Origin of the sequence: Enterococcus sp. (assembly GCF_032555305.1) — a bacterium.
GTDB lineage: Bacteria > Bacillota > Bacilli > Lactobacillales > Enterococcaceae > Enterococcus_A.
The window spans coordinates 25,440-49,510 of record NZ_JAWGOQ010000001.1 but is presented as its reverse complement, the minus strand read 5'-3'; the positions used below and the strand labels follow the sequence as shown (position 1 = coordinate 49,510).

Below are 24,071 nucleotides of genomic sequence, written 5' to 3'. Positions count from 1 at the left end.
CTAGCATCTAGCGTTATGATTTTTTTGAAGAAATAAAACGCATACATTGTTGGAAAAGAAGGAGCGGATTTACATGAAAGCAAAAGAGCAGAAAACACCACTATCTCAGAGACAGTTACTAGGCATGAAGCCCAGTACACTTGAAGCCAAAATCATCAGTTATTTCGAATTTTCTCAAGATGTGTCATCTGTCATCAAATATCTCGTTATTACCATGATGCGAAATGCCCTTGTCACAACGGACTTTTCGTTTCTCTGTAGAGAGCTAATCTGTGATTTATTCATGACGGCCGGACCTAATGACGTGATGCGGAAATACTGTAGTTATTTTGAAGATTATTTCAAAAAAAGAGGCGATTGGGATAAAGTTATCCGTCGCTTATTTGCAGATAAGAAGGAATATTATCGTTTATCCGAGGAAGCTCGTTCATATAAAAAAATTTTAGATACTCCAGGGACAAATGAAGTCAAGAACCCGGATCATACCATTCGTCTAGTCTCAGTATTTGAAGATGCTGCCGGAAAAAAACATACCCTGACGCTCCGAGATGCGGACGAAAGACGATCAAAAGCAGAAATCAATAAAATTCTAGAAATCATGACAACCGTGGATCTTTTTGAAACCGCTACCGGTGTAAGACGCTTTATGACGCTTGTTAAAGCGAATCGTCCAGGAACAATAGAGACGTTAGACGAAGAGGAAGTGCAAGACGAGTCACAGGTGGAATCTGTTCAAAATTCGGAAGCCGAATCAAGAGAAAGGAAGACGATAGAAATCGTTGTCTCAGAAAGCTTTGATCCCGAAGTCTTAAGCGAAAAGGAGCTATTAGCCATGATCCGAGTGGGTCATCCAGATGTGGTTAGTTTGCAGGATGTTCATGTAGTCTTTACTGAACAAGAATCGGAAGTGACGCAGTCGGATGAAGATGTAGAAATGCAAGAGCCAATATTGGAGCCTGTGATAGACTCGAACTCGCCACAACCAGCGTTAAATGATAGCTCCCAATCGAAGAGTTCAACTGGGGTTTCTGATCCACCAGCCACGGATCAAAAGAAACCTAAAAAGCGTAAACGGCTTACAGCAAAACAAGCTTACGCCCAATCTTTGATTGAGAATAGAGAGAATAATATTCAAAAAGGCAACAGTAAAAATAAGAAAAATAAGAATGGCAAAAAAAATAAAAAGAAAAGGAAGTAAAGCTGCTACTTCCGCATTCGATTTAGTTGCCGTACCTCCGATGAACCTAATAAAAGAACCTAAGCAGAAGAATTCTCCTTAGGTTCCGACGGTAGTTTTATTAATAGTGCTTATAATAGAAGATCGCCAGCTGTGTGCGATCACGGACTTCTAATTTCTCCAGCAGTTGGCTGATATTATTACGTACAGTGCCCTCACTTAAAAATAACTCTAGGGCAATCTCTTTGTTGTTTTTTCCATTGGCAACAGCGATCAATATGCTTTCTTCCCGTTCGGACAATTCGATCGTCGATTGTTTACGCGGAGATTGATCTGTCAAAATCGAGGCTAGTTTCCCGACGATCTCTGTTCCAAACACGGTTTGCCCGTTGTAAACAGCTTTGATTGCTGGAACGATACTAGCAAGATCCTGTTTGATCAAATAACCTTTGACACCGATTTGCAAGGCCTCTCGGATATATTCATCATCGGAGAAAGTTGTCAGCAACAGGATCACAGCATCTGGTACTTGCTTAAAGATTTCCTTTGCCGCTTCAATTCCAGTACTTTCTCCCATACGAATATCTGTTAGCAAAACATCAGGGCGTCCCTGCAAGTACAGCTTGACTGCTTCTGAGGCAGAGTTTCCTGTGCCTACAACTTGGATCTCATCCGATATTTCTAAAATAGTTTTCAATGATTCCGTTACTAACGGATCATCATCAACGACGACAACGTGAATCATGGCAAACCTCCTCGTTTAAAGTGCTTTTTTGATTAGTGGATGCTGTGAAAAGCCGAGTGTGTATCTTTTGGCAACACCACATGGATTAGAAAGTTATCTAGGGTCTGGGAGACATGGAGCTGTCCACCGATTTGTTCCACTCTTTGTCGCATACTTTTCAAACCAATTCCCTTGCCGCTTTTTTTAGTCAGCGTTCCATTATCAAGAATCTGCAAGCGATAGAAGGCGGGTAATTCATTGAAAGAGAGTGTAACTTTCGTCGCGTTACTGTGTTTCATCACATTAGCGAAGGCTTCTTTCAGAACCATTAATAATGTCCGTTCCTGTTCTTGACTCATTTTTTCTGGAATATTTCCCCGAATCTCAACATCACAAAACTGAAAATCTTCTATTAATAAGTCTAACCCCTTTGAGAAAGAGAGAGAAGTTTCATGGAGATCATGAACGCTCTCACGAATATTGTCCATACCCGTATGAATCGTTGTTTTTAATTGATTCAACGGTTTTTTTAGGTTGTCTGCCTGATTGATGGCTTCGATCGCTCCTAGTTGAATGATGGCACTGGATAATAAATGACCAACATTGTCATGGATGTCACGAGCAATTCGATTCCGTTCTTCGGAAATCTCCAAATCAATGAAGGTTTCCTGCGACTGCACCAGCTCGTGATTTTTTTGTTTTAACAGCTCTTGTTTTTCCCAACTATCATCCTTCAGCTGCAATAAGGCTTCTCTAATATCTTCTTTTTTTTTGCCGCGCCAAGCTAGCAGGATGGCAAAGCAATTTAAGCATAAAACTAGCAGTCGTTCAGGGGATGAGTAGGCGTCTTGAAGCAAGGGGATGACTAAAACAATGAGTGCCCAGCTCCAAATCACTTCTTCACGCCAGGCAATTCTTAAGTTTGCCGGCAGAAAAACGAGCAGCGTCGGCCAGAAAAAGCTCAGAATCAATAACGGAAAAACACCAAATACTTGTCCTAACGACTTTTTGAGCAGTAAAGCAGGACCAGCTAAAAGAATACTCGCCAAGAGATAGACCACCATTTGCTGTTGAAAATTTTGTTGAAAAAGTAACAGGATGCCGATCATTTCTAAAAAGAAAAAATCCGTCCAATAACTATTTAAATTTTTCATTGCCGCTCCTTTTAATGATCGTAAAAAACGATTAGAGATTTTCGTCACGGTCGCTATGCATATAATGACATTTGTCATCTTATGATTGGCGCAAACTCACTACTGGAAAGTTTCTAATTTTATTATAGTAAATGTAAGAAGAAAAGGAAAAGGGGTTTTTCAAATGTTGATCGAAATCGAAAATTTAGTGAAACGCTACGGTGACTTCACCGCATTAAATCATTTGAACTTATCAGTAAAAAAAGGAGAAATCTTAGGGTTGCTGGGACCAAACGGGAGCGGTAAATCAACGACCATCAATTGTGTATTGTCGTTGTTAACGTATGATCGCGGCTCAATTAAGATTTTCGGAGAAGAAATGGGACCGGAAAAATATGCCATCAAACAAAAAATCGGTGTCGTTCCTCAGGAGATTGCTTTTTTTGAAGAGTTGTCTGTCACGGATAATATCAAATATTTTTGCGGTCTGTATGTTCAAGACAAAAATAAGCGTGAACAATACGTTGAAGAAGTAATCCAACTGGTAGGTTTAGAAGAGTTTCGCAAATTTTATCCGAAGCAGCTAAGTGGCGGGTTGAAGCGTCGACTGAATATCGCTTGCGGGATCGTGCATAAGCCTGAGTTGATCTTCTTAGATGAACCAACCGTAGCAGTCGATCCACAAAGTCGGAATAAAATTTTAGACAGCATCAAAGAGTTGAATCGCCAGGGTGCGACAATCGTTTATACGACCCATTATATGGAAGAGGTCGAGATTTTATGTAACCACATCGTCATCATCGACCAAGGGCAAGTCATTGCAGAAGGCAGTAAAGAACAATTGAAGAACATGGTTCGTGAGAATGAAAAACTGATTATTGAAGTGCCAGGATTGACGCGCGAGCAAGTCGAAGCAGTCGGTGTTTTTCCATCAATTATTGATGTTACATATGATGAAAGTTATCTAAGTGTAACGACAAAAGAGCTGAAGGAAGCGTTGCTGCCGATCTTAAATTATTTCGAAGCTGAAAAAATCATGTATGCCAATATCCATACGCAAGAGGCGACATTGAATGATGTCTTTTTAGAAATTACTGGAAAAGAATTGAGAGATTAGGAGGAGCTAAAATGTTTATTCGTTTATTTACGTATCGACTACGGGTTTTGTTGAGAAACCGCAGTTTGCTATTTTGGACCTTCGCTTTTCCGGTCGTATTGGGATTGCTATTCAATCTTGCTTTCAGTGATCTCGATAAGATTGGGACAGTGGAACAATCAACGGTAGGAATCGTTTCGTCAAGCGAGGAAAATCAGGAACGCTTTGAAGCTGTCTTAAAAGAAATCAAGCAGGATGACAAGGTAATCTTTAAAAGCAAAGAAATGACGAAGAAAAAGGCACAAAATCAGCTTTCAAATGATAAAATCTCAGGCTACTTTGAGATCGATAATAAAAATATCGAGCTGTTCGTCAGCAAAAGCGATACTCAACAGACTGTTTTAAAAGAAGTGCTTAATCAATATTTGCAAAATACGGATAAAGTCGAGACTCTGATGGCGACAGGGCAAGTTCAGCCTCAAGAGGTGGGGCAATTACTCCAGCAAGAAAATTACGTTAAGGATGGCAATGGAACGGGTAATTTTAATCTGAAGTCTTTCTATTTCTTTACCCTAGTTGGGATGACCATTATGTACGGTTTTATGTGGGGGCTTAGAAATGCGAACGACCAGCAGGCGAACCAATCGCCAGAGGGTCTGCGGCTGTGTTTGATTCCGCGGAATAAATTACTTGTTTCTACTGCCAATATGCTGGCTAGTTTTGTCTTATTCTACGTCCAAACCGTGTTGATTTTACTATTCTATCGATTTGTTTATCAAGTCGAATTCGGTGACCATTGGAACTACATTTTACTTGTCTGCGGTTTAGGCGCGTTCACCGCCATTTCCTTTGGAAACTTGATCGGCAATGCCTTGTCAAAATTAGATTTTCAGCAAAAGATCTCGATCGGTATTTCCATCTCCATGATCATGAGTTTCCTAGCCGGTATGATGGGCTCTCAATCAATCAAATATTGGATCGATGTGAATCTGCCCTTTTTAGGTCGGATCAATATCGTCAATCTGATTAGTGAAAGCTTGTACCAGCTGTTCTATTATCAATCGTTGAGTCCATTCTATATAAATCTGATGTGGTTAGCCGGGTTTGGCGTTGTATTTATCCTGCTAAATTACTCTTTTGAAAGGAAGGTTCAATATGACCACTTATAAAGCGATCCTGGAAATTTTAAAAAAGAAAAAAGGCAGCCTTTTATTAGGTGTCATTATCATGGGAGTGATCACCTTTTTCTATGCCGGCCAATTAACCCAAGATGCTGAAGAATTGACAGGTGCGAAAATTGCGATTCTTTCAAAAGATGATTCAGCGATTGAAAAGGAGTTTGTGGATTATTTAGGTAAACAACATACGATCGTTAAATTAAAAGACACATCACAAAAAAGATTAGACGATGCGTTGTACTTTGACGAGGTGGAATATATTTTAGAAATTCCAAAGGATTTCTCCGAAAAATTGGCAAAGGGCGAACAAGTCAAGTTAGCCAGTAAGACTCGACCTGCAACATTTTCAAAATCGTTAGTCGATACGACTGTCAATAGCTATCTCAACACCTATTTAACCTACCAAAAGCAAATGCCGCAAGAAAGTCAAACGACTCTGTTAAAGAAAACAAAGTCGACCTTGAGCAAGGATGGAGAGGTCCATTTTGATACGACTTATCATAAAAAGAAAAAACAAAATGTGACAGGACAAATTTATAATCTATTGGCTTATGGGATGTTCATGTCGATCTTTAGTGGATATGCTGCGGTGAATTTGGCCTTCAATCGTGAAGAAATCCGACGACGGAACAGCTGCTCACCAATTTCTCGCCGCAAGCTGTCTCGGAAGATCTCGATCGGAAATTTAATTTATTCGGTCTTTTGCTTGGTCCTGTTTTTGGCCTTCGTAGTATTCATTACTCAGGGGAGTTTAGACCAAGTCACGGGGTATTTCGCATTAAATACGGTGGCATTTTTCATTGCGGTTATCAGCTTCTCGGTAATGATAACCAGCGTCATGCAAAATGAGGACGCGATCACGGGAATCAACAATATCTTCATCATGGGAAGCTGTTTTGTCGGCGGGGTCTTTGTTCCGAGCCAGTTTTTACCAGATATCGTCAACAAAGTAGCGGCCTTTACACCGACTTATTGGTTCGCCCAAAACAATGAGCTGATCGGGAAAACCATGAATTTCAATCAACACTTTTTGAATAAATTTTTATTCAACTCTGGCGTTCTGCTGGCATTTGCCGCAGCATTCTGGGTAATCCACATGATTACAATGCGGGAAAAAGGGGCGTGGTCATTGAAAAAGGCTCACGCATAATAAAAGATCAGCGTGTCCAAATCTGAATTTGGATACGCTGATTTTTTATACTTCAAAGTAGATTTGCTGTTCGTCGCCAAAAAAGATCGGCAGCAGCTCATTTAAGGTTCCCGCTAACTGCTGTGATTGCAGGTCAGCTTTTTTAACCCAAAAAAGATTTTCAGGAATAGCTTGCTTTTTGACTATCGCAGTATAAAGAAAAGCGAGTTCTCGGGTTTCCTTGTTTACGTTATTCCACTCTGCTGTGCCTTTCAAGATTGGTTGAATTGCATACCCAGTCTCTTCTTCGATCTCCCGCAAAGCGGCTGCATAGCTGCCTTCGTCTTTCTCCACATGTCCGCCAGGGAAAGTCCAGCCGGGCCAATCCTTTTTCCTCCGATCTTGAACCAAGATTTCTCCTGCTTCATTCTCGATCATTACCATCATCGTTAATTCAATTGCCAATAAACGCGCCATTTGATCACCTCGTAGTGATTATACAACATACTACGCAGATTTTTTTGACAATGGTATACTAATTTAAGAACGAAAAAGGGTACTGCCCTTATTTTTATGTAGCAGCATTTTTAGGAGGAGTAATAGTGGAGAAAAAGGAAGAGCAATTATTAATTGATTTAACTTCTGCGCGCGGCATCGCTGGCAATGAAGACGAAGTCAGAGAGGTTTTCAAAAGCTATGCGAAGGAGTTTTCTGACGATATTTTCTTTGATGGCTTAGGCAGCGTCATCGCGAAGCATGGTGGCGGAGGTGGGCCAAAAGTTTTCATCTCTGGTCACTTGGATGAAGTCGGCTTCATGGTTACAAAGATCACAGAAAAAGGGTTTCTAGAATTTCAAACGATCGGCGGCTGGTGGAATCAAGTGATGCTGGCGCAACAAGTTGAGATCAAAACGCGCAAAGGAAAAATTATCCATGGTGTGATTGGTTCAAAACCACCTCATGTGTTGACACCGGAAGCGCGTAAACGTCCATTTGAAATCAAAGATATGTTTATCGATATTGGTGCGACTAGTGCCGATGAGGCCAAAGAATGGGGCATCCGCCCTGGCGATATGGTGACGCCCTATATCCAATACCAACGAATGAATGACTCAAAATTCTTGTTGGCGAAGGCTTGGGACAATCGGATCGGAACGGCTGTGGCTCTGCGTGTCCTAGAAAATCTATCAAAACGTGAACATCATAATGTACTGTTTGCCGGCAGTGATGTGCAAGAGGAAGTCGGATTACGAGGGGCTAGAACAAGCTCTCATATCGTAAATCCCGATATCGCTTTTGCTTTGGATACAGGTACAGCAGGTGATACTCCTGGAATGACTCCGAAAGAGGCAGATTCAGTTCTTGGAAAAGGACCGCAGATTTTGATCTACGACGCATCAATGGTGCCTCATAAAAAGCTATTGGATTTCGTGATTGATATCGCCGAAGAATTAGACATTCCATTCCAATACACGGTGATTGCCGGCGGCGGAACAGATGCGGGACAAATGCATCTGACCCGTGATGGTGTGCCATCGTTAGCCATCACGGTGCCGGTACGTTATTTGCATTCACATACGTCGGTCATCCATGAAGATGATTATTTCAATACAGTCAAATTGGTTACTGAAGTCGTTGCTCGTTTAGATTACGACACGGTGGGAGAAATCAAGAACTATTAAAAATTCTTCAGCCAGAGCGAGTTGTTGTTTGTTTTATGTCCGTTGGTTCATATCAAAGGAGAAATGTGATTTGAATAAGATAGATACAAAACGTACAGAACTAGATCATTTAAAAAAAGAGTTGAAAACATTTAAACGACTCAATGGTGCAAATGTCTCGGTTGCCCTTGAAGCAAAACGATTGAAAGAGAAAATACAGCAATTAACCAAAGAAATAGAAGCGTTACAATAAATGAATGAAGAACGAAATGACACTTGCTGACCTCTGCCTTTACGGTAGGGGAAGTTTTGGCAGTGAGTGAATCGAAATAGGATGGGGAAGTGAATTTATGCGTCTAAGTGAATATCGTCAAAGAGCCAAAGACCGATTAAACGGTCAATGGGGAATCAATGTAGGATTAGTGGTGATTGTTGGCTTATTAACCGGAGCGATCGGTAATGTTTCAACGATGACCAACAATACGAATCTTCAATTTGGAATCTCGTTCTTATTGAGTATTCTGGTAACTTTTGCCTTCAGCTATGCGCTTTATTACATCAGTTTGTATGTGGTAAGAGGCGGCAGAGCGGAATTAGGACAAATTTTTGTAGTCTTTCAGCAGGGCTATTATGTGCCCTTGATGCTGATCAATATTCTTGCGCAAATCGTACAATACGTATTAGCGGCGATCTTTTTTATTCCATTGCTGCTGCAAGCTGGAAGCAGTGTGTATTTCTCATTGATTTCATCAGGCGGGGTTACCAGTACGGCGAATGTTTCTACCTTACTGAACATTGGCGTATTAGGGCTTTATGTTATTTTGACTTTGGCCTTCTTACTTGCAACGACCATTATCAGCATCATCTTCAAATTCGCTGTTTGGGTGAAATTTGATTATCCCGACTTAAGTGTGGGAGATTGTATCAAACGTGCATGGTCATTGTTGAAAGATCGCTGGGGGAAATATATCTTATTACAATTGTCATTCATCGGCTGGTATATTTTAGGTTTAGTCGCTTTGGTTGTTGGGCTGCTTTTCGTGGCAGTCTATGTGAACACTGCGAGCGCGGCTTTCTATGACCAAGCCTTGAAGGAAAAGATTGATCAGGGGGAATTAGCATGAAACTGACCGTACTCGGTTGTCTTGGTGCGTATCCGTATGAAGGTCAAGGAACGACCAGTTATTTGCTGCAATCCGATGGCTTTAACTTATTATTGGATGCCGGCAGTTCGACACTTGTAGAGTTGGAAAAGGAACTTGATCCGTTAGATTTGGATGCGGTGATTTTGACTCACTACCATCATGATCATATTGCGGATCTCGGTGTATTGCAGTATTATTGGCAGCTTTATCCGACGCAAACACCGAAGCCCATCCTACCAATCTATGGGCACACGGAAGACGAGTTTCATTTCAATGATTTAACCATGGAAGGTGTTACTGAAGGACGTGCCTACTTTGAAGCAGAAGAATTGAAACTTGGACCGTTTCTTGTTACGTTTATGAAGACGATTCATCCAGTACCTTGCTATGCGATGCGCTTCGTGGAGGAAAAAACCGGAGCTGTCTTTGTCTTCACAGGAGATTCCGGTTATTTGGAAGCCTTCAATGAATTTGCCAAAGAAGCCGATCTGTTTTTAGCGGATACGTATCTATTTGATGGCCACGAACGGCATAAGGCCCACTTTACCGCAGGCGAAGCTGGTACCTTTGCGAAAAATGCGTCAGTCAAAAAATTAGTCTTGACTCATTTGCCGCAGCATGGTGATTTGGAAGAATTACGTCAACAGGCCGCAGCTGCGAGTGCAGGGATTCCTGTTGAGTTGGCTCAGCCACATAAAGTGTTCGAGATTTAAGAAAAATTCATTTCATAATAAGGAGCTGGAAACATGCTATACGTACCAAATGACAAAGAACGTGATCCGCGAGTAAACCTTGCCATCGAGACTTATCTGTTGCAGAATATGCCATTAGATGAACCAATCTTGCTTTTCTACATCAATGAACCATCCATCATTATCGGTCGCAATCAAAATACGATCGAAGAGATCAATAAAGAGTATGTGGACGAAAAAGGCATTCATGTCGTTCGTCGCTTAAGTGGCGGAGGCGCCGTATATCACGATCTTGGAAATTTGAACTTTAGCTTCATTATGCCGGATGATGGCAACTCCTTTAGAGATTTCAAAAAATTGACGGAACCTATTGTTGAGGCATTGCACAAGCTGGGGATCGAAGGCGCACAATTAAAAGGGCGTAATGACCTAGTGATCGACGACAAGAAATTCTCCGGTAATGCGATGTATTCGACAAATGGTCGGATGTTCGCTCACGGTACGTTGATGTTTGATAGCGATATCGATGAAGTTGTGAATGCCTTAAAAGTCAAAAAAGATAAGATCGAATCAAAGGGCATCAAATCGATTCGTTCTCGTGTGACGAATATCAAAGATTATTTACCAGCTGATAAACAAGCTATGACAACAGAAGAATTCCGCCAAGCGATTTTATTACAAATTTTTGGTGTCGACAGTGTCGATCAAGTGAAGACCCATGAGTTGAATGAGGAAGATTGGAAAGCCATCAATCAAATCTCAGATGAATACTATAGGAACTGGGATTGGAATTATGGTCGTTCACCAGAATTTAACTTAGAACGGCAAAAACGTTTCCCGATTGGCTCGATCGAAGTCCGTCTGGATGTGGCTGACGGCAAGATCGAAAAAGCCAAAGTCTTCGGCGATTTCTTCGGGTTAGGCGAAATCAAGGATGTTGAGAATCAACTGATCGGTACGCGCTATGAGAAACAAGCTTTGGAGGACAGCATCGATCAAATTGATCTGACCCATTACTTTGGGAATATCAGCAAAGAAGATTTCTTATCATTAATCTATTAAAAATCAGCGATCTTTCCTAGACGGGGAGATCGTTTTTTTCGCATTTTTCGAAAATGATTGTCGCATTACGAGATAGCCTTCAATAGTCAAAAGCGGACTGTTAATTTCAGGTTCTTTTGTTAAGATAGGGTATAGAAATAATCAGACAAAGGAGTTACTATGAAAAAGCGTGAATTCATCGTCCAAGACCTATTAAGTAAAATCTATCAAGAAGAATTCAATGATGGAAAATTGCCGAATCAACGGAAATTAGCCGAAATTTATGGGGTTTCTCGTTTTACAATCCAGCAAGCGGTTAAAAATCTAGAAGAAATCGGGATCGTGCGGGTTGTTCAGGGATCGGGAATTTTTGTCCATGAAAAATGGGTGAAGAATCCGCTGATCTTTAATTCGTTGACGCGCACGCCCTATGACCGGATTGATTCAAAGATGATTGAGTTGAAAAAGGCCCCCGCCACTTTAGACGAGCAAAAAATTTTTCAAATCAATCAAGGCGAAGAAGTCTGGACCTTTGAGCGGATTCGAATCGTTAATTATAAGATTGAACAATTAGAAATATCGAAACTGCCGGTCTCGATGTTCCCGGATCTTTCACAGGAAGTCGTGGAGCACTCGATTCAAAATTATGTCGAGCAGAAGGGCTTTCGGATTTCCCATTACATCACCAGCTATGATCCAATCACTACATCTAAGGAGCAGTCAAAGCTGCTTCTGTGTAAGCGCGGGACTCCTGCGATGCAGATTACGAATCGCGCTATTTTGGAAGATGGACAAGTTTTTGAATATAGCAGTATTGTCGCTATCGACTATTCGGTCACCTATATTCGTCCCTTTGACCGTGAGATTCATCGATCACGGATTGACTAATAGGTTTAATCTATGCGAAAAATGACCTACACCTCAGTTTTATGCTGAAGTGTAGGTCGTTAATTTTTCTTATGGTGTCACGATCGTTCCATCTGGTGTCCGGCTTTGGGTCCACTCATGGGTACGGTAGACAACCGGATATTCTGCTGCTAGTTCTTCATCGAAGGTTACACCAATGCCACTTTCTTCAATTGGATAGAAGAAGCCTTTTTCTGGCGCTGGGATGTTACCAAAGACTTTTTGAGTATTTTCAGGCACATCGATATTTTCTTGGATCGCAGCATTGTGGAGATGAATGTTCAAATGAGTATTCACTGCTAAACCAACCGGCGTGATATCCGATGGGGTGTGCCAAGCGATTCGGATACCCATCGCCTCACAGTAATGAGCCAATTTTAAAGCGGGAGTGATCCCACCGATTTGTGAGACATGGGCACGCATGTAATCGATTTGACGATTACGTACTAATTCCTTCCACTCCATTGGGTTATTGAACAGCTCGCCAGTCGCGATCGGTGTTACCGATTGGCTGCGCAGTTGAGCCAGCCATTCATTTTGGTTGGGCGGTAGGATATCCTCTAAAAAGAAGAGATTATATTTTTCCGCTGCTTTGGCAAATTTGATCGCTTGGTTTGGATGCAGACGCTCATGGACATCATGGAGCATTTGGAAGCGGCTGCCATATTTGTTTTGAATGCTTTCGAACATTTTTAATGTCGTCTGCATATAATCCTCTTGGTCAAAGTAAGAGCCTTCCATTGGATTTTCAGGTGTTTCCAGATTGCTGGGATTCCCACCATAAAAGCCTAATTGGCAGCGAATGTAGCGGTAGCCTTCTGCTAGAAATTTCTCGATTTCGCTATAAAGGTCCTCTAGGTCATCTGCCACCGCATGAGTATAGGCTGGGATAGCGGTTCGAGCTTTGCCGCCTAATAATTGATAAAGGGGCATATCAGCAAGCTTGCCCTTGATATCCCACAGTGCCATGTCGACCCCTGAGATTGCATTGTTGGTGATCGGACCATTGCGCCAATAGGAATTGACGTTCATCACTTGCCAAATGTCTTCTATTTGATTTGCATCTCTCCCGATAAGTAATGGTTTTAAATATTCTTCTACGACTGTTTGAACAGCTAATGGACGAAATTGGAAGGTTCCGCAGCCGACGCCGGAGATACCTTTATTCGTTTCTACCTTTACCACCAACAAATTGTGGCGATCAGGTTTGATAGCGAAGCTTTTTATATCCGTAATGATAGTAGGTGTCATGTTTTTCACTCCAATGTACATAGATATGTTTCATTTGCACATTCATTGAAACACGCCAATGATAGGGCTGTCAATTTGGTCTAAAAAAAAGGAGTAAAAGCATGTAAAAACAGTCCAATTTTTAAATATCTACTTAAGAAATGTTGATACAACGGGCTTAATAATATTATTTTATAAAAAAGGACTGGTTTTACAAGTTTTGTCGAGCATGCTACTATGTGTGTGAAAACGGAAACACGTTTTTAAGGTGTTTCGAAGAATAAGGAGGAAGAAAAAGTGAAGCACGAGGATGTAGCGAAACAAATCATTAAAAATGTTGGCGGTGCGGATAATATCAATAATGCTTGGCATTGTATGACCAGGCTGCGTTTCAATTTGAAGGATGAGAAGCAGGTTGATTATGCAGCACTGGAAAAGATAACAAAGGTCGTCGGGACGAAATATCAAAGCGATCAGCTGCAGGTGGTCATTGGAACCGATGTGGCAGATTACTTCGCTCCAATCGCAAAAGAGCTGGGTCTTGATGAAAACAGTCAACAAGGTGATACGGAGAAAAAAGGAGCCGTATCCTTATTCATGGATACTGTCTCAGGAGTCTTTGGTCCGATCGTGCCAGCGATCGCCGGTGCTGGAATGATCAAAGGTTTGATGGCTGGGTTGGTCGCTTTAAATGTGATCTCCAACCAAACAGACACGTACCTGATCATCGATATGATCGCCAGCGGTGTATTTACATTCTTGCCGTTCTTCGTAGCGGCATCGGCTGCGCGTATCTTTAAAACGAATCAATATTTAGCCGTCGCTATCGCAGCAACGCTGCAATTTCCAACCATGACCAACGCGGTAGCAGAAGGCTCGGTCTCAGCCTTCAAGTTATTTGGTGTGATACCTGTTCCGGTCTTCAACTATGCGGGCACGGTTATTCCGATCATCTTCGCAGTGTTGGCTTTAAGCTATATTTACCGTTGGGTAGATAAGGTATTGCCGCAGGTCTTACGAACGGTCTTTACCCCAACGATTTCATTATTCGTTGCTGGTTTAGTTACGTTGACCGTCATTGGTCCCATCAGTATTCATTTAGGAAACTTGCTAGCGGCAGGAGTTGCTTGGTTGTTCTCAATCTCACCAGTATTAGCGGGAGTGGTCGTTGGAGCGATTCGTCCAATTGCGATCTTTACTGGATTGCATCATGCGATGACACCGATCGCCTTACAGAATTTTGCCAATCAAGGATATGACATGTTGATGCCGATGATGTTCATGGCGAACATGGCGATCACTGGTGCAACAGCGGCAATCTATACAAAAGTAAAATCAAAAGAAGATAAATCACTTGTTTTGTCTTCAGCTGTTTCTGGTCTGTTAGGCATTACAGAGCCTGCATTATTTGGGATTTTATCGAAATACAAAAAAGCGTTTATTGCGGCAACAGTCGGCAGTTCAGTTGCTTCAGCATTTATCAGTTTCTTTGGTGTTCGGATCTACGGCTATATTTTATCAAGTATTTTCAGCTTGCCAGCTTATATCGGCCAATACTTCATCTTCGCAGTATTAGGTATCTTGATTGCTCTGATCTCTTCATTCGTTATCACCTATATGATGGTTCCTGCTGAACAAGCAGACGCAGATGAGCTGAGCAATGAAGTAGCGTTGCATGCTGTAGCAAAAGGCAATTATATTCCTTTAGAAGATGTGCCTGATGAAGTCTTCTCAAGCAAAATGATGGGTGACGGCTTTGCGATCAATTCAGTAGATGGTGCTGTTTATGCTCCGGTTAGCGGAACTGTGACGACGGTTTTCCCATCGAAGCACGCAATCGGAATCAAAACAGGTAATGGAGTGGAGGTCTTGGTTCACATGGGAATCGACACCGTATCGTTGGACGGAAAAGGCTTCGAAGTATCTGTTAAAGTAGGCGACAAAGTAAGTGCGGACACCAAAATTGCGCAAATGGATCTTGAGTTTATTCACAGCCAAGGAAAAGAAACGATGATCATTGTGGTCATTACCAATATGGATCGAATCTTGAAATTCTCTGGTGAGAAAGACTTAGAAGGACAGCATCAAGCAGGTGTCGTTTTAGAACGTGCATTGTTGAACGGTTAGGAGATTAGGAACAGATGAAACGAATGGAAATCTTGTCACGTTTAGAAAAAGCCGGTGTGATTGCAGTGGTTCGCGGAAAAGATTCGGTCGAGGCAGTGAAGGCTAGCCAAGCGATCATCACTGGTGGATTGAAAGGGATCGAGGTAACCTTTACCGTGCCGAATGCTCAAGCTGCGATCCAAGAATTGGTTGAAGGCTATCAAGGTCAGGATGTAGTAATCGGCGCTGGAACAGTACTGGATGCGGTGACAGCTCGATTAGCAATCATGGCTGGTGCGGAGTTTGTTGTCAGCCCGAGCTTTGATCAGGAGACAGCAGAACTGTGTAATTTATATCAGGTTCCGTACCTGCCAGGTTGTATGACGATTACTGAGATGCAGCGAGCACTAAGAAGCGGAGCAGATATTATCAAATTATTTCCAGGCAGTGTTAGCGGACCAAGTATGGTTTCGGCTGTCAAAGCACCACTGCCTCATATCAACCTGATGCCGACCGGCGGTGTGAGTCTTGAAAATATGCAGACTTGGTTTGACGCAGGTGTCGTAGCGGTCGGTGTTGGTGGTAATCTACTAGCTCCAGCAGCAACAGGTGATTTCACAAAGGTAACCGAAATCGCACAACAGTATGCAGCTAAGCTTGTAGAGATTCGAGGAGGAGCAAATGCCTAAGGTTGTTTGTTTAGGAGAAATCATGCTGCGACTATCTGCTGAAGCCGGTGTTCGGCTGCAGCAAACACAGCAGCTAGAAGTGTTTTACGGAGGCGGCGAGGCTAATGTCGCTGTCTCCCTTGCCAATTACGGACACCAAGTGCAATTTGTTAGTAAAGTAGCGGAGAATGGTTTCGGACAAGCCGCGGAACAGCATTTGAGAAGTTACGGGGTAGCAACGGATTATTTATTGAAAGCAGATGGCAGATTAGGCACGTATTTTGTGGAGCAGGGAACCAGTCAGCGAGCAACTTCGGTGATTTATGACAGACAAGATTCTGTGTTTGCGAGGATGACCGAGCCTGAATGGGAACTGGCAACATTGTTCAACAAGACTGATCTTTTCCATGTATCCGGCATCACTCCGGCGCTTTCACCACAGTGGCAGACGCTCACACTAGAATTGATCCGAGCGGCTAAAAGTGCAGGCTGCAAAGTGAGCTTCGACTGTAACTATCGGCAAAATCTGTGGAGCCAATCTGAAGCCGCTAACTTTTTGAAAAAAGTCCTGCCGCTTGTTGATTACTGTTCGGCAGGAAAGTTGGACGCGATTCATCTATTAGGCATTCCAGAAGCAGGCACGGATATTACTTATTATTATCAAAAAATGCAAGAGCTGTTTCCTAACATCGAAGCCTTTTATTCAACGAATCGAATCGTTCATTCGACTTGTATCAATGAATTGCAGGGAACGCTATGGCTCAATGGTTCGTGCTATACTTCCAAGAATCATCTGATTGATCCGATTATTGATCGGATTGGCGGTGGTGATGCTTTCTCTGGGGGAACGCTACATGGTCTGCTCAAAGGCTTCTCCCCAGAAGAAGTAATTGAATTTGCGACAGCCGCTGCTGTTTTGAAGCATTCAGTAAAAGGTGATTGCAATCAATTCAATGAATCCGAAGTGCTGCAATTCAGCAAAAGTAATAGTGCAGCAATTAAACGTTAGTAAAAAGGAAACAATCCTAATCATTCATAGGATTGCTTCCTTTTTTTATATATCCAAAGTAATTTTAAAATATTGTTGCTTTTCCTTGTTTTGCCAATGCCATTCACCATTCGAACGTTTGACTGCCTGTTCTAGTTCCGGATGGTGATCGATGGGAGCCGTTGTCGCGACTGCTTCATCGAAGGTATGGCGCGTGAAGGCACTCGTACTGCTTTCGATAATCAACTGTGTGTGCTCCTGCTTGATGGAAATATCGATGCTGCCAAAATTTGGATCATTCAGAAATTTCTCGAACAGCTGGATTAATAAAGCGATGTTTTCTTCAACTAACATGACTGTTTCCTGTTCAACAAGCAATTGACAGGAGAAAAATTTGGCTTGTTTGCGAAATTCTTTTTGATAGTAAGCCTGCATCTCTTGAAGCAGATGCGTTAATGCAGGTATTTGATTGTTGCTATAGGCTTCCTTTTCAGCCAGCAACGTGAAGGTCGTTAGTAAATTATGCTGTTTTTCTCTGATTACAATCGATCGTTGAGTATTTTCCTGCTGTTTCGCTCGGTAATGTTGGATAAACGTAATATCTTCTTCAAACTGATAACCGGAGATTAGGATCATCAATCCACTGAACAGGATCAAGGGCCAATCCGTTGTTAAGTTAGCTGCTCCAGCAAACAGCTGGATATAAAAGAAACAGTGGATAAAGGCAGCCATGATGATTCCCGGTGAACAAATGGTGTAAAAGCGATTATGATCAGCAGACTCCGCCAAAGCGACCGCTGAGGTAAACAGGGTCATGAAGACGTTGAACCCGCTGAAAATCTGCATCGCGATAGGTAAGGATAATTTGCCGGCGGCGATGCAAAGTAAACCAACGACTAAAAGAAAAACCTGTGAAGCAACTCCATAAAGATAATAATGCTGATATTTTTTTGCCCGCAGTAAATAGTAGTTGGTTAAAAAGACAGGAATCAGAATAGCCGTCAGATTGTAAATAATCGACAAGGTTTTTGGACCAAATAATGTACCAGCAGGAACATTTAGGACGATCGACTGTAATCCCACCAAAACCGTGAAGCCAATCAACAACAGTGCGGAGATAAATTGCCTTTTCGATCTTTTTGGTCTTAAAAAGAGCAGGACCAGCAAGAGAACGATTAAGGTGGAGCAAAGAATCAAAAGTAAAAATTGCGGCAAAGAACGGAGAATAAAATAGCGGCTGACCTCCGCGCCTTCACCAATAAAAACTTGAGCGGGAATTCCAGCGTAGTATTCATACGGAGTCTTCGTGACGATCCTCAATTTATGCTGCTGATAATCCTGTGGCAGGCGAATTGTCGTTTGCAGCAGGCCTGGTTCACTGTGGTTTGCAGCAGCACCGTATTTGTAAATAAGCTTTTCTCCCATAAAGACCGAGACCCATTGGTGATTGGTTCGAACGACCAGCTGAGGATCCTTGAGGGGCATTTCCAGCTGTTGCTGCATAATCAGCGCATTATTTGGCTGAACATTTTTCAATCGCTGCTCCGTTTTACCAAAAATATAATGATCGGAATGGTCTTTTACGATAAAGGTCCAACGATCTTTCAATTCAGAAATATTCGTTTTTTTAATTTCATTGTTAACTGTGAATATACTAACTGAAACGATAATTAAAATAACAGCTATTATTAATAGATAGCTTGCTTTTGTCCGCAAGTGAGACAGTTGTTTGTCGGCTAGATTAGCAATGATGGAATAACACCCTTTCATTCAAAAAAAGAAAATAATTAGCAATATAATCTACAATAATAGTAACATATTGAGAAAATCTGTCAAAATTAATTCAATTTTTTATTCAATTAACAACTAAAAATTCGATTTTTTTGATTAATGTGATATGATGGAGATAAGATTTTTTTCTTTTTCTAGGGAGGTAGAAGAGGGCGATGAAGAATAAAAAAATAACGATTGTATATGCGATATCAATTTTTTCTTTATTTCTGCTAGCAATACTGACAATTGTTATTCCAAAGGTGCTGGATGTCACGCCATATGTGATTTCGGACAATAAAATGGCTCCAGAATATCATCAGGGTGGTTTAGTTTTTGTGAAGGATGTGATGGATCCCATCCATGTCGGCGATACAATCACTTATTATGAGAACCAAGGGAAGGCCATCAAAACACGGCGCGTATTAGCAGTAGATAATAAAATCGATGGCTATTTTGTCAAGGGGGATAACTCCGATAAAGCCGAGATGGGATTGGTCCATAAACGGAATTTGATTGGGCGACCTCATTTTTATCTACCCTACATAGGAGTTCTTGCCGATGCAAAAGTAATGAATATTTTAAAAAGCGCACTATTCATCAGTGCTATTCTGATGACCTTATCTACTTTATTTTTGCATACAGGACTGAAGCAGAAATTTCGCCAGCAAGTCGAATAAAAAAAGACCTTTACCAAGAGAGGTCTTTTTAGCAGTTATCTATCTAATAGGAAAGCTTCAACTCATCTTTCACTTCATCTTGGGTATTTTTCATGTCTTCTTTTACTTCCTGACGAGTTTCTTTCAACTCTTTTTTGACTTCTTTAGAAGCTTCTTTTATTTCATCTTTGCTGTCGTCTAAATCCTCTTGAATCTCCTTTTTCACTTCTCGCATCTCTGTTCGAAACTCGCTCTTCCAAATAGGGCGAAGAATGTAGCGATTGACCGTGATCATTCCAATACAAACAAGTCCTAATACTAATACAGTAACATCTAAACGATTTCTTTTCATTTCCTATACCTCCTGGTTTATTCTGCCTCTGGCTAAATCCGCTAATTTCAAAAATACTTTTTTTATTTTCCGATTTATTACTACACTCTCATAATAAGAGAAAGACGTAAGCGTTTCGTCCTACCAAAGTCGTATCTTCTTCTCGGAAAAAAGGCTGGAATAATAAAAAGAATGACAAATAGATGAAAAAAGAGCCTGCAAAGGGCTCTTTTAGATAGATTTAAGCGACAGTATATCCGGCTTCTTGCAAGGTCGTCACGGCAGCATCATATTTATTGGCTTTGATTAAGATATAATCGGTGTTGTAGGTTGAGATGGCAAAAATACTGATGCCTGCGTCAGCCAGCAAGGATGAAATTTTGGCTAGAATCCCGACTAAACTAAAATCCAATACACCCTCGATCTTGAAGCCTTTCCAGCCATCTTCTCGCTCGATCGTGTCAGTAGGCACCTTGTCCGTTGCGGAAACGATCGACGTTTCTTCATCCGTCACACCAATAAAAAGCGGCTGCTGTGTCAGATCCACCATCTTTAGGTCAGCGACCTGATAGATGGATAATTCTAATGGTAAAGTTACTAATTTCATTGAAAAGCTCCTCTCATTGGCACATAGTCATTTAAATTTAGCAGAGGTGTTGTAGGAATGCAATCTGATTTTTTGCTGAAAAAAAGACTCCATAGTATATTTGAGAAAATCAGCAAAGGGGGATTTTAGGAATGAAAGCTTTGTACTTTGAACAATTTGGCGGCAGCGAAGTTCTGCAATACGGCGAACTACCTCAACCAAAGATCGGAAAAAATGATGTATTAGTAAAAGTGGCGTATATCGGGTTGAATTTCGCAGATATCTATCGCCGGCGCGGCGAGTACCACATTGAAAAACATGCCCCATATATCAATGGCTACGAAGGCGCGGGAGTGGTGGTAGAAATCGGAGCCGATGTGACAAAGCAAAAAGTCGGAGAGACTGTCTTGTTTGTCGATGTCCCATTCGCAAATGCTGAATATGTAGCAGTCCCCAGCGATCAAGCAATTCAATTACCAGCCGGTATCGACAGCAAACTAGCTGCAAGTATCGGTCTGCAGGGAATGACTGCCGATTTCCTTGCCCATGATCTTGGAAAAAATCATCCTGATGAAAAAGTATTCATCACAGGCATTAGTGGCGGTGTCGGACAAATACTTTCGCAAATGCTTGTTGCAGATGGCATTGAAGTCTACGGTTCCGCTTCATCAGCAGAAAAAAGGGCATTGGCGCTGTCCCATGGTGTGAAGGAAGTTTATCCAAGCCGAGAAAATGCTTGGGTCGAAACGATTGAAGGACAATTTGCGACTGCTTATGATGGCGTCGGGTTGACCCTTCAGCAAAGCTTGGACTTGATCAAGCATCGGGGCAAAGTCGTCTTCTTCGGTATGGCTGGCGGTGATCCAATAAAGATTGATCCGGTTGCGTTGATGTCTGAATCGAAAAGCCTTTTGACCGGAGATTTATGGGATTACTTGATCAGCTATGATGAACGAAAGACTCGCAGTGAACGCTTATTCAGCTATTTCACTAAAGGACAGATTCAAATCAGCGAACCAACCATCTTTTCTCTCTCAGAAGGCAAACAGGCTCATGAGTATTTGGAAACTGGAAAGAGTATCGGGAAAGTATTGTTGAAACCATAAAGCTCATCAAGCAAACACCACATGCTCTTTCATGTGGTGTTTTTAGCTGGGAGCTGGGTCGAAATCTATTGAAAAGTAATTCAACGTTCTTTATCATTAAAGAAAAAGTAGTAGTTTTAGGGGGAATGTTTGGATGAGTAAAGCAAAACAGGCGATCATTAAGTATCTTTTTGCATTAGCTATAATTGTTCCAATCGTACTTAACTACACGGGCTTCATACAATTTTTTTATGAACTTTTGATCTTCGGAATAGTCTCAGGTGTGGCATCAGTCTTGATTCTTTTTAAAAAGTACTATTTTCTGGCTAACTTGATTAGTTCAAAGGGTGAGGCATATATAGCTTTTGAACTTAAGTTAGGAAGATATTCTGGGTATGCGTGTGTCGGCATATCAGTCATCTGTTTCGTCTTAGCTTTTATTAATAGATAGACTTATTCGCTTGTCCTTCTTCACATATGTATCAGTGAAGAAGGGCTTTTTTATAACCTGACACGTGTTTACTGGTTTACGATGCTATACTAATGATGGAGGTGAATACAGTGGCGGAATATCGTTTATTCCAGATGGTTTATTATTTGATGGATAAGGGGAGTACCACAGCACCGGAGCTGGCAGAGAAATTTGAGGTTTCGATTCGAACGATTTATCGCGATATAGATATTTTGAGTGCCGCGGGCATTCCTGTGTACACGACGCAAGGAAAAGGTGGCGGGATTTTTCTGCCGGAAAATTTTGTCTTGAATCGATCACTGATTTCAGAGGAGGAACAGCAGCAGATATTGACAGCTTTGCAAGGATTAAGCGGAGTGGATGAAAAAAGTAATCAAGCGCTGTTAAAAAAATTAGGCAGCGTCTTTCAGAAGCAGACGACTAACTGGATCGAGATCGATTTCTCAGATTGGCATCCGCAAAATGAAGAGCTATTCCAAATTCTGCAAAAAGCAATCTTTCAAAAGACACGTATTCGCTTTTATTATTTTAGCCGAGAAAAACCAGGCTCTGATCGCAAAGTTGAGCCGCTGAAGCTGATTTTTAAAGCAAGAGAATGGTATCTGTATGCTTATTGCTGTGAGAGGCAGGCAAATCGGCTGTTTAAGTTGAAACGAATCAAAGACCTGCAGCTGACAACAGAACATTTCGAACGGGCAGCGCCAGAGAAGGTGCTCCAGTCGGAAAAGATTTATTCTGCTGATAAGCAATTGGTTCAGCTAGCCTTTGTTCCTGAAATGGCGTACCGGGTTTACGAAAATTATGATCGGGTTGAACAGGCAGCAGATGGCCGTTTACTCGTTTCACAAAAATATCCGATGAATGATAGTCTATATAGCTTTCTCCTTTCCTTCGGCGGACAAGTGGAAGTCCTGTCCCCTGAGACTGTGCGAAACGAATTGATCAAAAAAATCGATCAACTAAAAACAATTTACTAAACCTGACACGGGCTGACAGGGTTCACTCGCTATAATGAAGTCAAAGTTGAAAGCGAGGGAAATGAAATGAAGTATGATTGGAAAAAACAAGAAAAGCACTTATATGGAAAGAAAAAACAGCCGGAGATCGTTGTTGTTCCGCCACAGAAATTTCTCACAATCAAGGGAGCAGGAAATCCGAATAATCCAGATTTTTCAGAACGAGTAAGTGTGCTTTATCCAGTAGCCTGGAGCATCAAGATGGGCTTCAAAAAATTCTATAAGGCACATCAGGAATTACAGGGGGACTTTGAGTATTCAGAATTTGCGATTTTTCCGTTAGAAGGTATCTGGTCCACTAAAAATACCGCTGATATTACCGATAAAGAAAGCTTCGAATACAAAATTATGCTGCGGCAGCCGGATTGGATCACACAAGAAATGTTCGAAACAGCAGTATCAGCTGTAGCAAAAAAGGAGCCGAACGCTTTACTGCAGAAACTGAATTTTGAAACGATCGAAGATGGAAAATGTGTCCAAGTTCTGCATCGGGGCTCCTTTGATGATGAACCGGCTTCTTTTAGAAAGATGGATCAGTTCGTTGAAGATAATGGTCTGAAACGTAGTAGCTTCGAACATCGTGAAATCTATCTGAATGACGCTAGAAAGACTGTACCGGAAAAACGACAAACCCTCTTACGGTATCAAGTAAAGTAATCGAAAAATAGTAGAAAAAACTTATAATTTAATAGAATCTAAAAAAAATGAAAGTACTGCCATCACCCAAAATGGGGAAGGTTTAGCAAAAAAAATCATTTATACTATAAATGAACAAAGGGAAAGGATTATTCGTTTCCCTTTGGACAAGCTCTGGATTACTCATGAATCGTAAAATAGTTAAGTCTCAACCTCTCTCTAACCCAACCCTGTTTTAGCGTTGTTTGAGAACTTACTTCCGCGAGCATGAGCAGTCCAGTTTTTTGTTTCTCGGGCACAATTTTAGTCTTCCTTCAGTCTTTCTAGTATAGTGGTCCTGAGGGAGGTGAGGACATGGAAAATCTTATTCTAGTTGGTCACATTATTTTTGGTATCGCTTCATTTGTCGGCTCATTATTATTGACGATCGGTTTTAGAAATACTTTCGCCAAACTGACAGGGATCCAAAAATCAGGCATCGTTCTAACCGTAGCAAGTCTTTTCGGAACAATCGCCTTTGCGATGCTTACTAAAGGAAATGTTATGGGTGCAGTCTTGTTTATCGTATTAGGTTTAGCAATGTGTACATTGTTAGTAGCACCAAAAGCAGTGAAAGAGAAAAATTAAGTTTCTTCGGCTCTC

At 41.5% G+C, this 24,071-nt stretch carries 26 protein-coding genes; 19 read left to right on the top strand and 7 right to left on the bottom strand.

Going from position 1 to position 24,071, the window contains the following annotated elements; genetic code table 11:
• The first annotated feature begins 73 nt into the window (after window positions 1-73).
• The gene (locus E6139_RS00250; protein ID WP_316401031.1) at window positions 74-1,198 is read left to right on the top strand and encodes a hypothetical protein; all 1,125 of its coding nucleotides are present in this window, start codon (window positions 74-76) and stop codon (window positions 1,196-1,198) included.
• A 100-nt stretch (window positions 1,199-1,298) separates the two neighbouring features.
• Here E6139_RS00250 and E6139_RS00245 read toward each other — a convergent pair whose 3' ends face one another.
• The gene (locus E6139_RS00245; RefSeq protein ID WP_316401030.1) at window positions 1,299-1,922 is read right to left on the bottom strand and encodes a response regulator transcription factor; all 624 of its coding nucleotides are present in this window, start codon (window positions 1,920-1,922) and stop codon (window positions 1,299-1,301) included.
• A gap of 32 nt (window positions 1,923-1,954) precedes the next feature.
• On the bottom strand, window positions 1,955-3,055 hold the full coding sequence (locus tag E6139_RS00240; protein WP_316401029.1) for a sensor histidine kinase: 1,101 nt from the start codon (window positions 3,053-3,055) through the stop codon (window positions 1,955-1,957).
• Window positions 3,056-3,218: 163 nt separating this feature from the next.
• On the opposite strand from E6139_RS00240, the gene E6139_RS00235 reads away from it, so the two are divergent.
• Genes E6139_RS00235 through E6139_RS00225 form a run of 3 tightly spaced genes read left to right on the top strand, consistent with a single transcriptional unit; the run spans window position 3,219 to window position 6,458 of the window.
• Complete coding sequence (locus E6139_RS00235) at window positions 3,219-4,151, top strand: ABC transporter ATP-binding protein (protein ID WP_316401028.1); 933 nt, start codon at window positions 3,219-3,221, stop codon at window positions 4,149-4,151.
• An 11-nt stretch (window positions 4,152-4,162) separates the two neighbouring features.
• On the top strand, window positions 4,163-5,299 hold the full coding sequence (locus tag E6139_RS00230) for an ABC transporter permease (protein ID WP_316401027.1): 1,137 nt from the start codon (window positions 4,163-4,165) through the stop codon (window positions 5,297-5,299).
• Complete coding sequence (locus E6139_RS00225) at window positions 5,286-6,458, top strand: ABC transporter permease (protein WP_316401026.1); 1,173 nt, start codon at window positions 5,286-5,288, stop codon at window positions 6,456-6,458. Before E6139_RS00230 ends, E6139_RS00225 begins: the two co-directional genes overlap by 14 nt.
• Before the next feature lie 45 nt (window positions 6,459-6,503).
• On the opposite strand, the gene E6139_RS00220 is transcribed toward E6139_RS00225, so the two are convergent.
• Window positions 6,504-6,914, bottom strand: coding sequence for an NUDIX domain-containing protein (locus E6139_RS00220; protein ID WP_316401025.1), 411 nt, complete (start codon window positions 6,912-6,914; stop codon window positions 6,504-6,506).
• A 125-nt stretch (window positions 6,915-7,039) separates the two neighbouring features.
• Here E6139_RS00220 and E6139_RS00215 point away from each other — a divergent pair, with 125 nt between their 5' ends.
• From E6139_RS00215 to E6139_RS00190, 6 genes are all read left to right on the top strand, one after another.
• Complete coding sequence (locus E6139_RS00215) at window positions 7,040-8,119, top strand: M42 family metallopeptidase (protein WP_316401024.1); 1,080 nt, start codon at window positions 7,040-7,042, stop codon at window positions 8,117-8,119.
• Window positions 8,120-8,189: 70 nt separating this feature from the next.
• A complete protein-coding gene (locus E6139_RS00210) occupies window positions 8,190-8,351 on the top strand; it encodes a hypothetical protein (protein ID WP_316401023.1) in 162 nt (53 codons plus the stop codon).
• A gap of 97 nt (window positions 8,352-8,448) precedes the next feature.
• Window positions 8,449-9,222, top strand: a complete 774-nt coding sequence (locus tag E6139_RS00205; protein ID WP_316401022.1) for a DUF975 family protein — start codon at window positions 8,449-8,451, stop codon at window positions 9,220-9,222.
• Window positions 9,219-9,956: an MBL fold metallo-hydrolase gene (locus E6139_RS00200; protein WP_316401021.1), complete on the top strand. Its 738-nt coding sequence runs from the start codon at window positions 9,219-9,221 to the stop codon at window positions 9,954-9,956. The genes E6139_RS00205 and E6139_RS00200 overlap by 4 nt, the downstream gene beginning before the upstream one ends.
• A 33-nt stretch (window positions 9,957-9,989) precedes the next feature.
• On the top strand, window positions 9,990-10,997 hold the full coding sequence (locus E6139_RS00195) for a lipoate--protein ligase (protein WP_316401020.1): 1,008 nt from the start codon (window positions 9,990-9,992) through the stop codon (window positions 10,995-10,997).
• Between the two features lie 159 nt (window positions 10,998-11,156).
• The gene (locus E6139_RS00190) at window positions 11,157-11,864 is read left to right on the top strand and encodes a GntR family transcriptional regulator (protein WP_316401019.1); all 708 of its coding nucleotides are present in this window, start codon (window positions 11,157-11,159) and stop codon (window positions 11,862-11,864) included.
• Window positions 11,865-11,933: 69 nt separating this feature from the next.
• Here the strand turns inward: E6139_RS00190 and E6139_RS00185 are convergent, their stop codons facing one another.
• On the bottom strand, window positions 11,934-13,133 hold the full coding sequence (locus tag E6139_RS00185; RefSeq protein ID WP_316401018.1) for an enolase C-terminal domain-like protein: 1,200 nt from the start codon (window positions 13,131-13,133) through the stop codon (window positions 11,934-11,936).
• Window positions 13,134-13,409: 276 nt separating this feature from the next.
• Between E6139_RS00185 and E6139_RS00180 the strand changes: the two genes are divergently transcribed.
• The 3 genes from E6139_RS00180 to E6139_RS00170 are packed head-to-tail and all read left to right on the top strand — an operon-like array spanning window position 13,410 to window position 16,895.
• Window positions 13,410-15,239, top strand: coding sequence for a glucose PTS transporter subunit IIA (locus E6139_RS00180; RefSeq protein ID WP_316401017.1), 1,830 nt, complete (start codon window positions 13,410-13,412; stop codon window positions 15,237-15,239).
• 14 nt (window positions 15,240-15,253) lie between these two features.
• Window positions 15,254-15,907: a bifunctional 2-keto-4-hydroxyglutarate aldolase/2-keto-3-deoxy-6-phosphogluconate aldolase gene (locus tag E6139_RS00175; protein ID WP_316401016.1), complete on the top strand. Its 654-nt coding sequence runs from the start codon at window positions 15,254-15,256 to the stop codon at window positions 15,905-15,907.
• The gene (locus E6139_RS00170; protein WP_316401015.1) at window positions 15,900-16,895 is read left to right on the top strand and encodes a sugar kinase; all 996 of its coding nucleotides are present in this window, start codon (window positions 15,900-15,902) and stop codon (window positions 16,893-16,895) included. Before E6139_RS00175 ends, E6139_RS00170 begins: the two co-directional genes overlap by 8 nt.
• Before the next feature lie 45 nt (window positions 16,896-16,940).
• Here the strand turns inward: E6139_RS00170 and E6139_RS00165 are convergent, their stop codons facing one another.
• Window positions 16,941-18,482, bottom strand: coding sequence for an MFS transporter (locus E6139_RS00165; protein WP_316401014.1), 1,542 nt, complete (start codon window positions 18,480-18,482; stop codon window positions 16,941-16,943).
• Between the two features lie 338 nt (window positions 18,483-18,820).
• Between E6139_RS00165 and E6139_RS00160 the strand changes: the two genes are divergently transcribed.
• Entirely contained in the window at window positions 18,821-19,324 is a 504-nt protein-coding gene (locus E6139_RS00160; protein ID WP_316401013.1) for a signal peptidase I, read from the top strand.
• Window positions 19,325-19,367: 43 nt separating this feature from the next.
• Here the strand turns inward: E6139_RS00160 and E6139_RS00155 are convergent, their stop codons facing one another.
• Together E6139_RS00155 and E6139_RS00150 are read right to left on the bottom strand one after the other, a co-directional pair.
• Window positions 19,368-19,655 carry a YtxH domain-containing protein gene (locus E6139_RS00155; protein WP_316401012.1) on the bottom strand — a complete coding sequence of 96 codons (288 nt, stop codon included), beginning with the start codon at window positions 19,653-19,655 and terminating at the stop codon, window positions 19,368-19,370.
• A gap of 220 nt (window positions 19,656-19,875) precedes the next feature.
• Window positions 19,876-20,241 (bottom strand): ACT domain-containing protein, encoded by a 366-nt coding sequence (locus tag E6139_RS00150; RefSeq protein ID WP_316401011.1) that lies wholly within the window; start codon window positions 20,239-20,241, stop codon window positions 19,876-19,878.
• A gap of 131 nt (window positions 20,242-20,372) precedes the next feature.
• On the opposite strand from E6139_RS00150, the gene E6139_RS00145 reads away from it, so the two are divergent.
• The 5 genes from E6139_RS00145 (at window position 20,373) to E6139_RS00125 (ending at window position 24,056) form a co-directional block, all read left to right on the top strand.
• On the top strand, window positions 20,373-21,326 hold the full coding sequence (locus E6139_RS00145; RefSeq protein WP_316401010.1) for a zinc-binding dehydrogenase: 954 nt from the start codon (window positions 20,373-20,375) through the stop codon (window positions 21,324-21,326).
• A gap of 133 nt (window positions 21,327-21,459) precedes the next feature.
• Window positions 21,460-21,756 (top strand): hypothetical protein, encoded by a 297-nt coding sequence (locus tag E6139_RS00140; protein WP_316401009.1) that lies wholly within the window; start codon window positions 21,460-21,462, stop codon window positions 21,754-21,756.
• A gap of 110 nt (window positions 21,757-21,866) precedes the next feature.
• Window positions 21,867-22,754, top strand: coding sequence for a YafY family protein (locus tag E6139_RS00135; protein ID WP_316401008.1), 888 nt, complete (start codon window positions 21,867-21,869; stop codon window positions 22,752-22,754).
• A 66-nt stretch (window positions 22,755-22,820) separates the two neighbouring features.
• The gene (locus E6139_RS00130) at window positions 22,821-23,450 is read left to right on the top strand and encodes a GyrI-like domain-containing protein (RefSeq protein WP_316401007.1); all 630 of its coding nucleotides are present in this window, start codon (window positions 22,821-22,823) and stop codon (window positions 23,448-23,450) included.
• A gap of 333 nt (window positions 23,451-23,783) precedes the next feature.
• Window positions 23,784-24,056 carry a Na+-transporting malonate decarboxylase, carboxybiotin decarboxylase subunit, madB gene (locus E6139_RS00125; protein WP_316401006.1) on the top strand — a complete coding sequence of 91 codons (273 nt, stop codon included), beginning with the start codon at window positions 23,784-23,786 and terminating at the stop codon, window positions 24,054-24,056.
• The last annotated feature ends 15 nt before the right edge of the window (window positions 24,057-24,071 follow it).

Bases quoted from the DNA above. Each gene is read 5' to 3' on its own strand.
- E6139_RS00250 (WP_316401031.1), top strand. From the start codon at position 74: ATGAAAGCAAAAGAGCAGAAAACACCACTATCTCAGAGACAGTTACTA.
- E6139_RS00245 (WP_316401030.1), bottom strand. From the start codon at position 1,922: ATGATTCACGTTGTCGTCGTTGATGATGATCCGTTAGTAACGGAATCA.
- E6139_RS00240 (WP_316401029.1), bottom strand. From the start codon at position 3,055: ATGAAAAATTTAAATAGTTATTGGACGGATTTTTTCTTTTTAGAAATG.
- E6139_RS00235 (WP_316401028.1), top strand. From the start codon at position 3,219: ATGTTGATCGAAATCGAAAATTTAGTGAAACGCTACGGTGACTTCACC.
- E6139_RS00230 (WP_316401027.1), top strand. From the start codon at position 4,163: ATGTTTATTCGTTTATTTACGTATCGACTACGGGTTTTGTTGAGAAAC.
- E6139_RS00225 (WP_316401026.1), top strand. From the start codon at position 5,286: ATGACCACTTATAAAGCGATCCTGGAAATTTTAAAAAAGAAAAAAGGC.
- E6139_RS00220 (WP_316401025.1), bottom strand. From the start codon at position 6,914: ATGGCGCGTTTATTGGCAATTGAATTAACGATGATGGTAATGATCGAG.
- E6139_RS00205 (WP_316401022.1), top strand. From the start codon at position 8,449: ATGCGTCTAAGTGAATATCGTCAAAGAGCCAAAGACCGATTAAACGGT.
- E6139_RS00200 (WP_316401021.1), top strand. From the start codon at position 9,219: ATGAAACTGACCGTACTCGGTTGTCTTGGTGCGTATCCGTATGAAGGT.
- E6139_RS00195 (WP_316401020.1), top strand. From the start codon at position 9,990: ATGCTATACGTACCAAATGACAAAGAACGTGATCCGCGAGTAAACCTT.
- E6139_RS00190 (WP_316401019.1), top strand. From the start codon at position 11,157: ATGAAAAAGCGTGAATTCATCGTCCAAGACCTATTAAGTAAAATCTAT.
- E6139_RS00185 (WP_316401018.1), bottom strand. From the start codon at position 13,133: ATGACACCTACTATCATTACGGATATAAAAAGCTTCGCTATCAAACCT.
- E6139_RS00175 (WP_316401016.1), top strand. From the start codon at position 15,254: ATGAAACGAATGGAAATCTTGTCACGTTTAGAAAAAGCCGGTGTGATT.
- E6139_RS00170 (WP_316401015.1), top strand. From the start codon at position 15,900: ATGCCTAAGGTTGTTTGTTTAGGAGAAATCATGCTGCGACTATCTGCT.
- E6139_RS00160 (WP_316401013.1), top strand. From the start codon at position 18,821: ATGAAGAATAAAAAAATAACGATTGTATATGCGATATCAATTTTTTCT.
- E6139_RS00155 (WP_316401012.1), bottom strand. From the start codon at position 19,655: ATGAAAAGAAATCGTTTAGATGTTACTGTATTAGTATTAGGACTTGTT.
- E6139_RS00150 (WP_316401011.1), bottom strand. From the start codon at position 20,241: ATGAAATTAGTAACTTTACCATTAGAATTATCCATCTATCAGGTCGCT.
- E6139_RS00145 (WP_316401010.1), top strand. From the start codon at position 20,373: ATGAAAGCTTTGTACTTTGAACAATTTGGCGGCAGCGAAGTTCTGCAA.
- E6139_RS00140 (WP_316401009.1), top strand. From the start codon at position 21,460: ATGAGTAAAGCAAAACAGGCGATCATTAAGTATCTTTTTGCATTAGCT.
- E6139_RS00130 (WP_316401007.1), top strand. From the start codon at position 22,821: ATGAAGTATGATTGGAAAAAACAAGAAAAGCACTTATATGGAAAGAAA.
- E6139_RS00125 (WP_316401006.1), top strand. From the start codon at position 23,784: ATGGAAAATCTTATTCTAGTTGGTCACATTATTTTTGGTATCGCTTCA.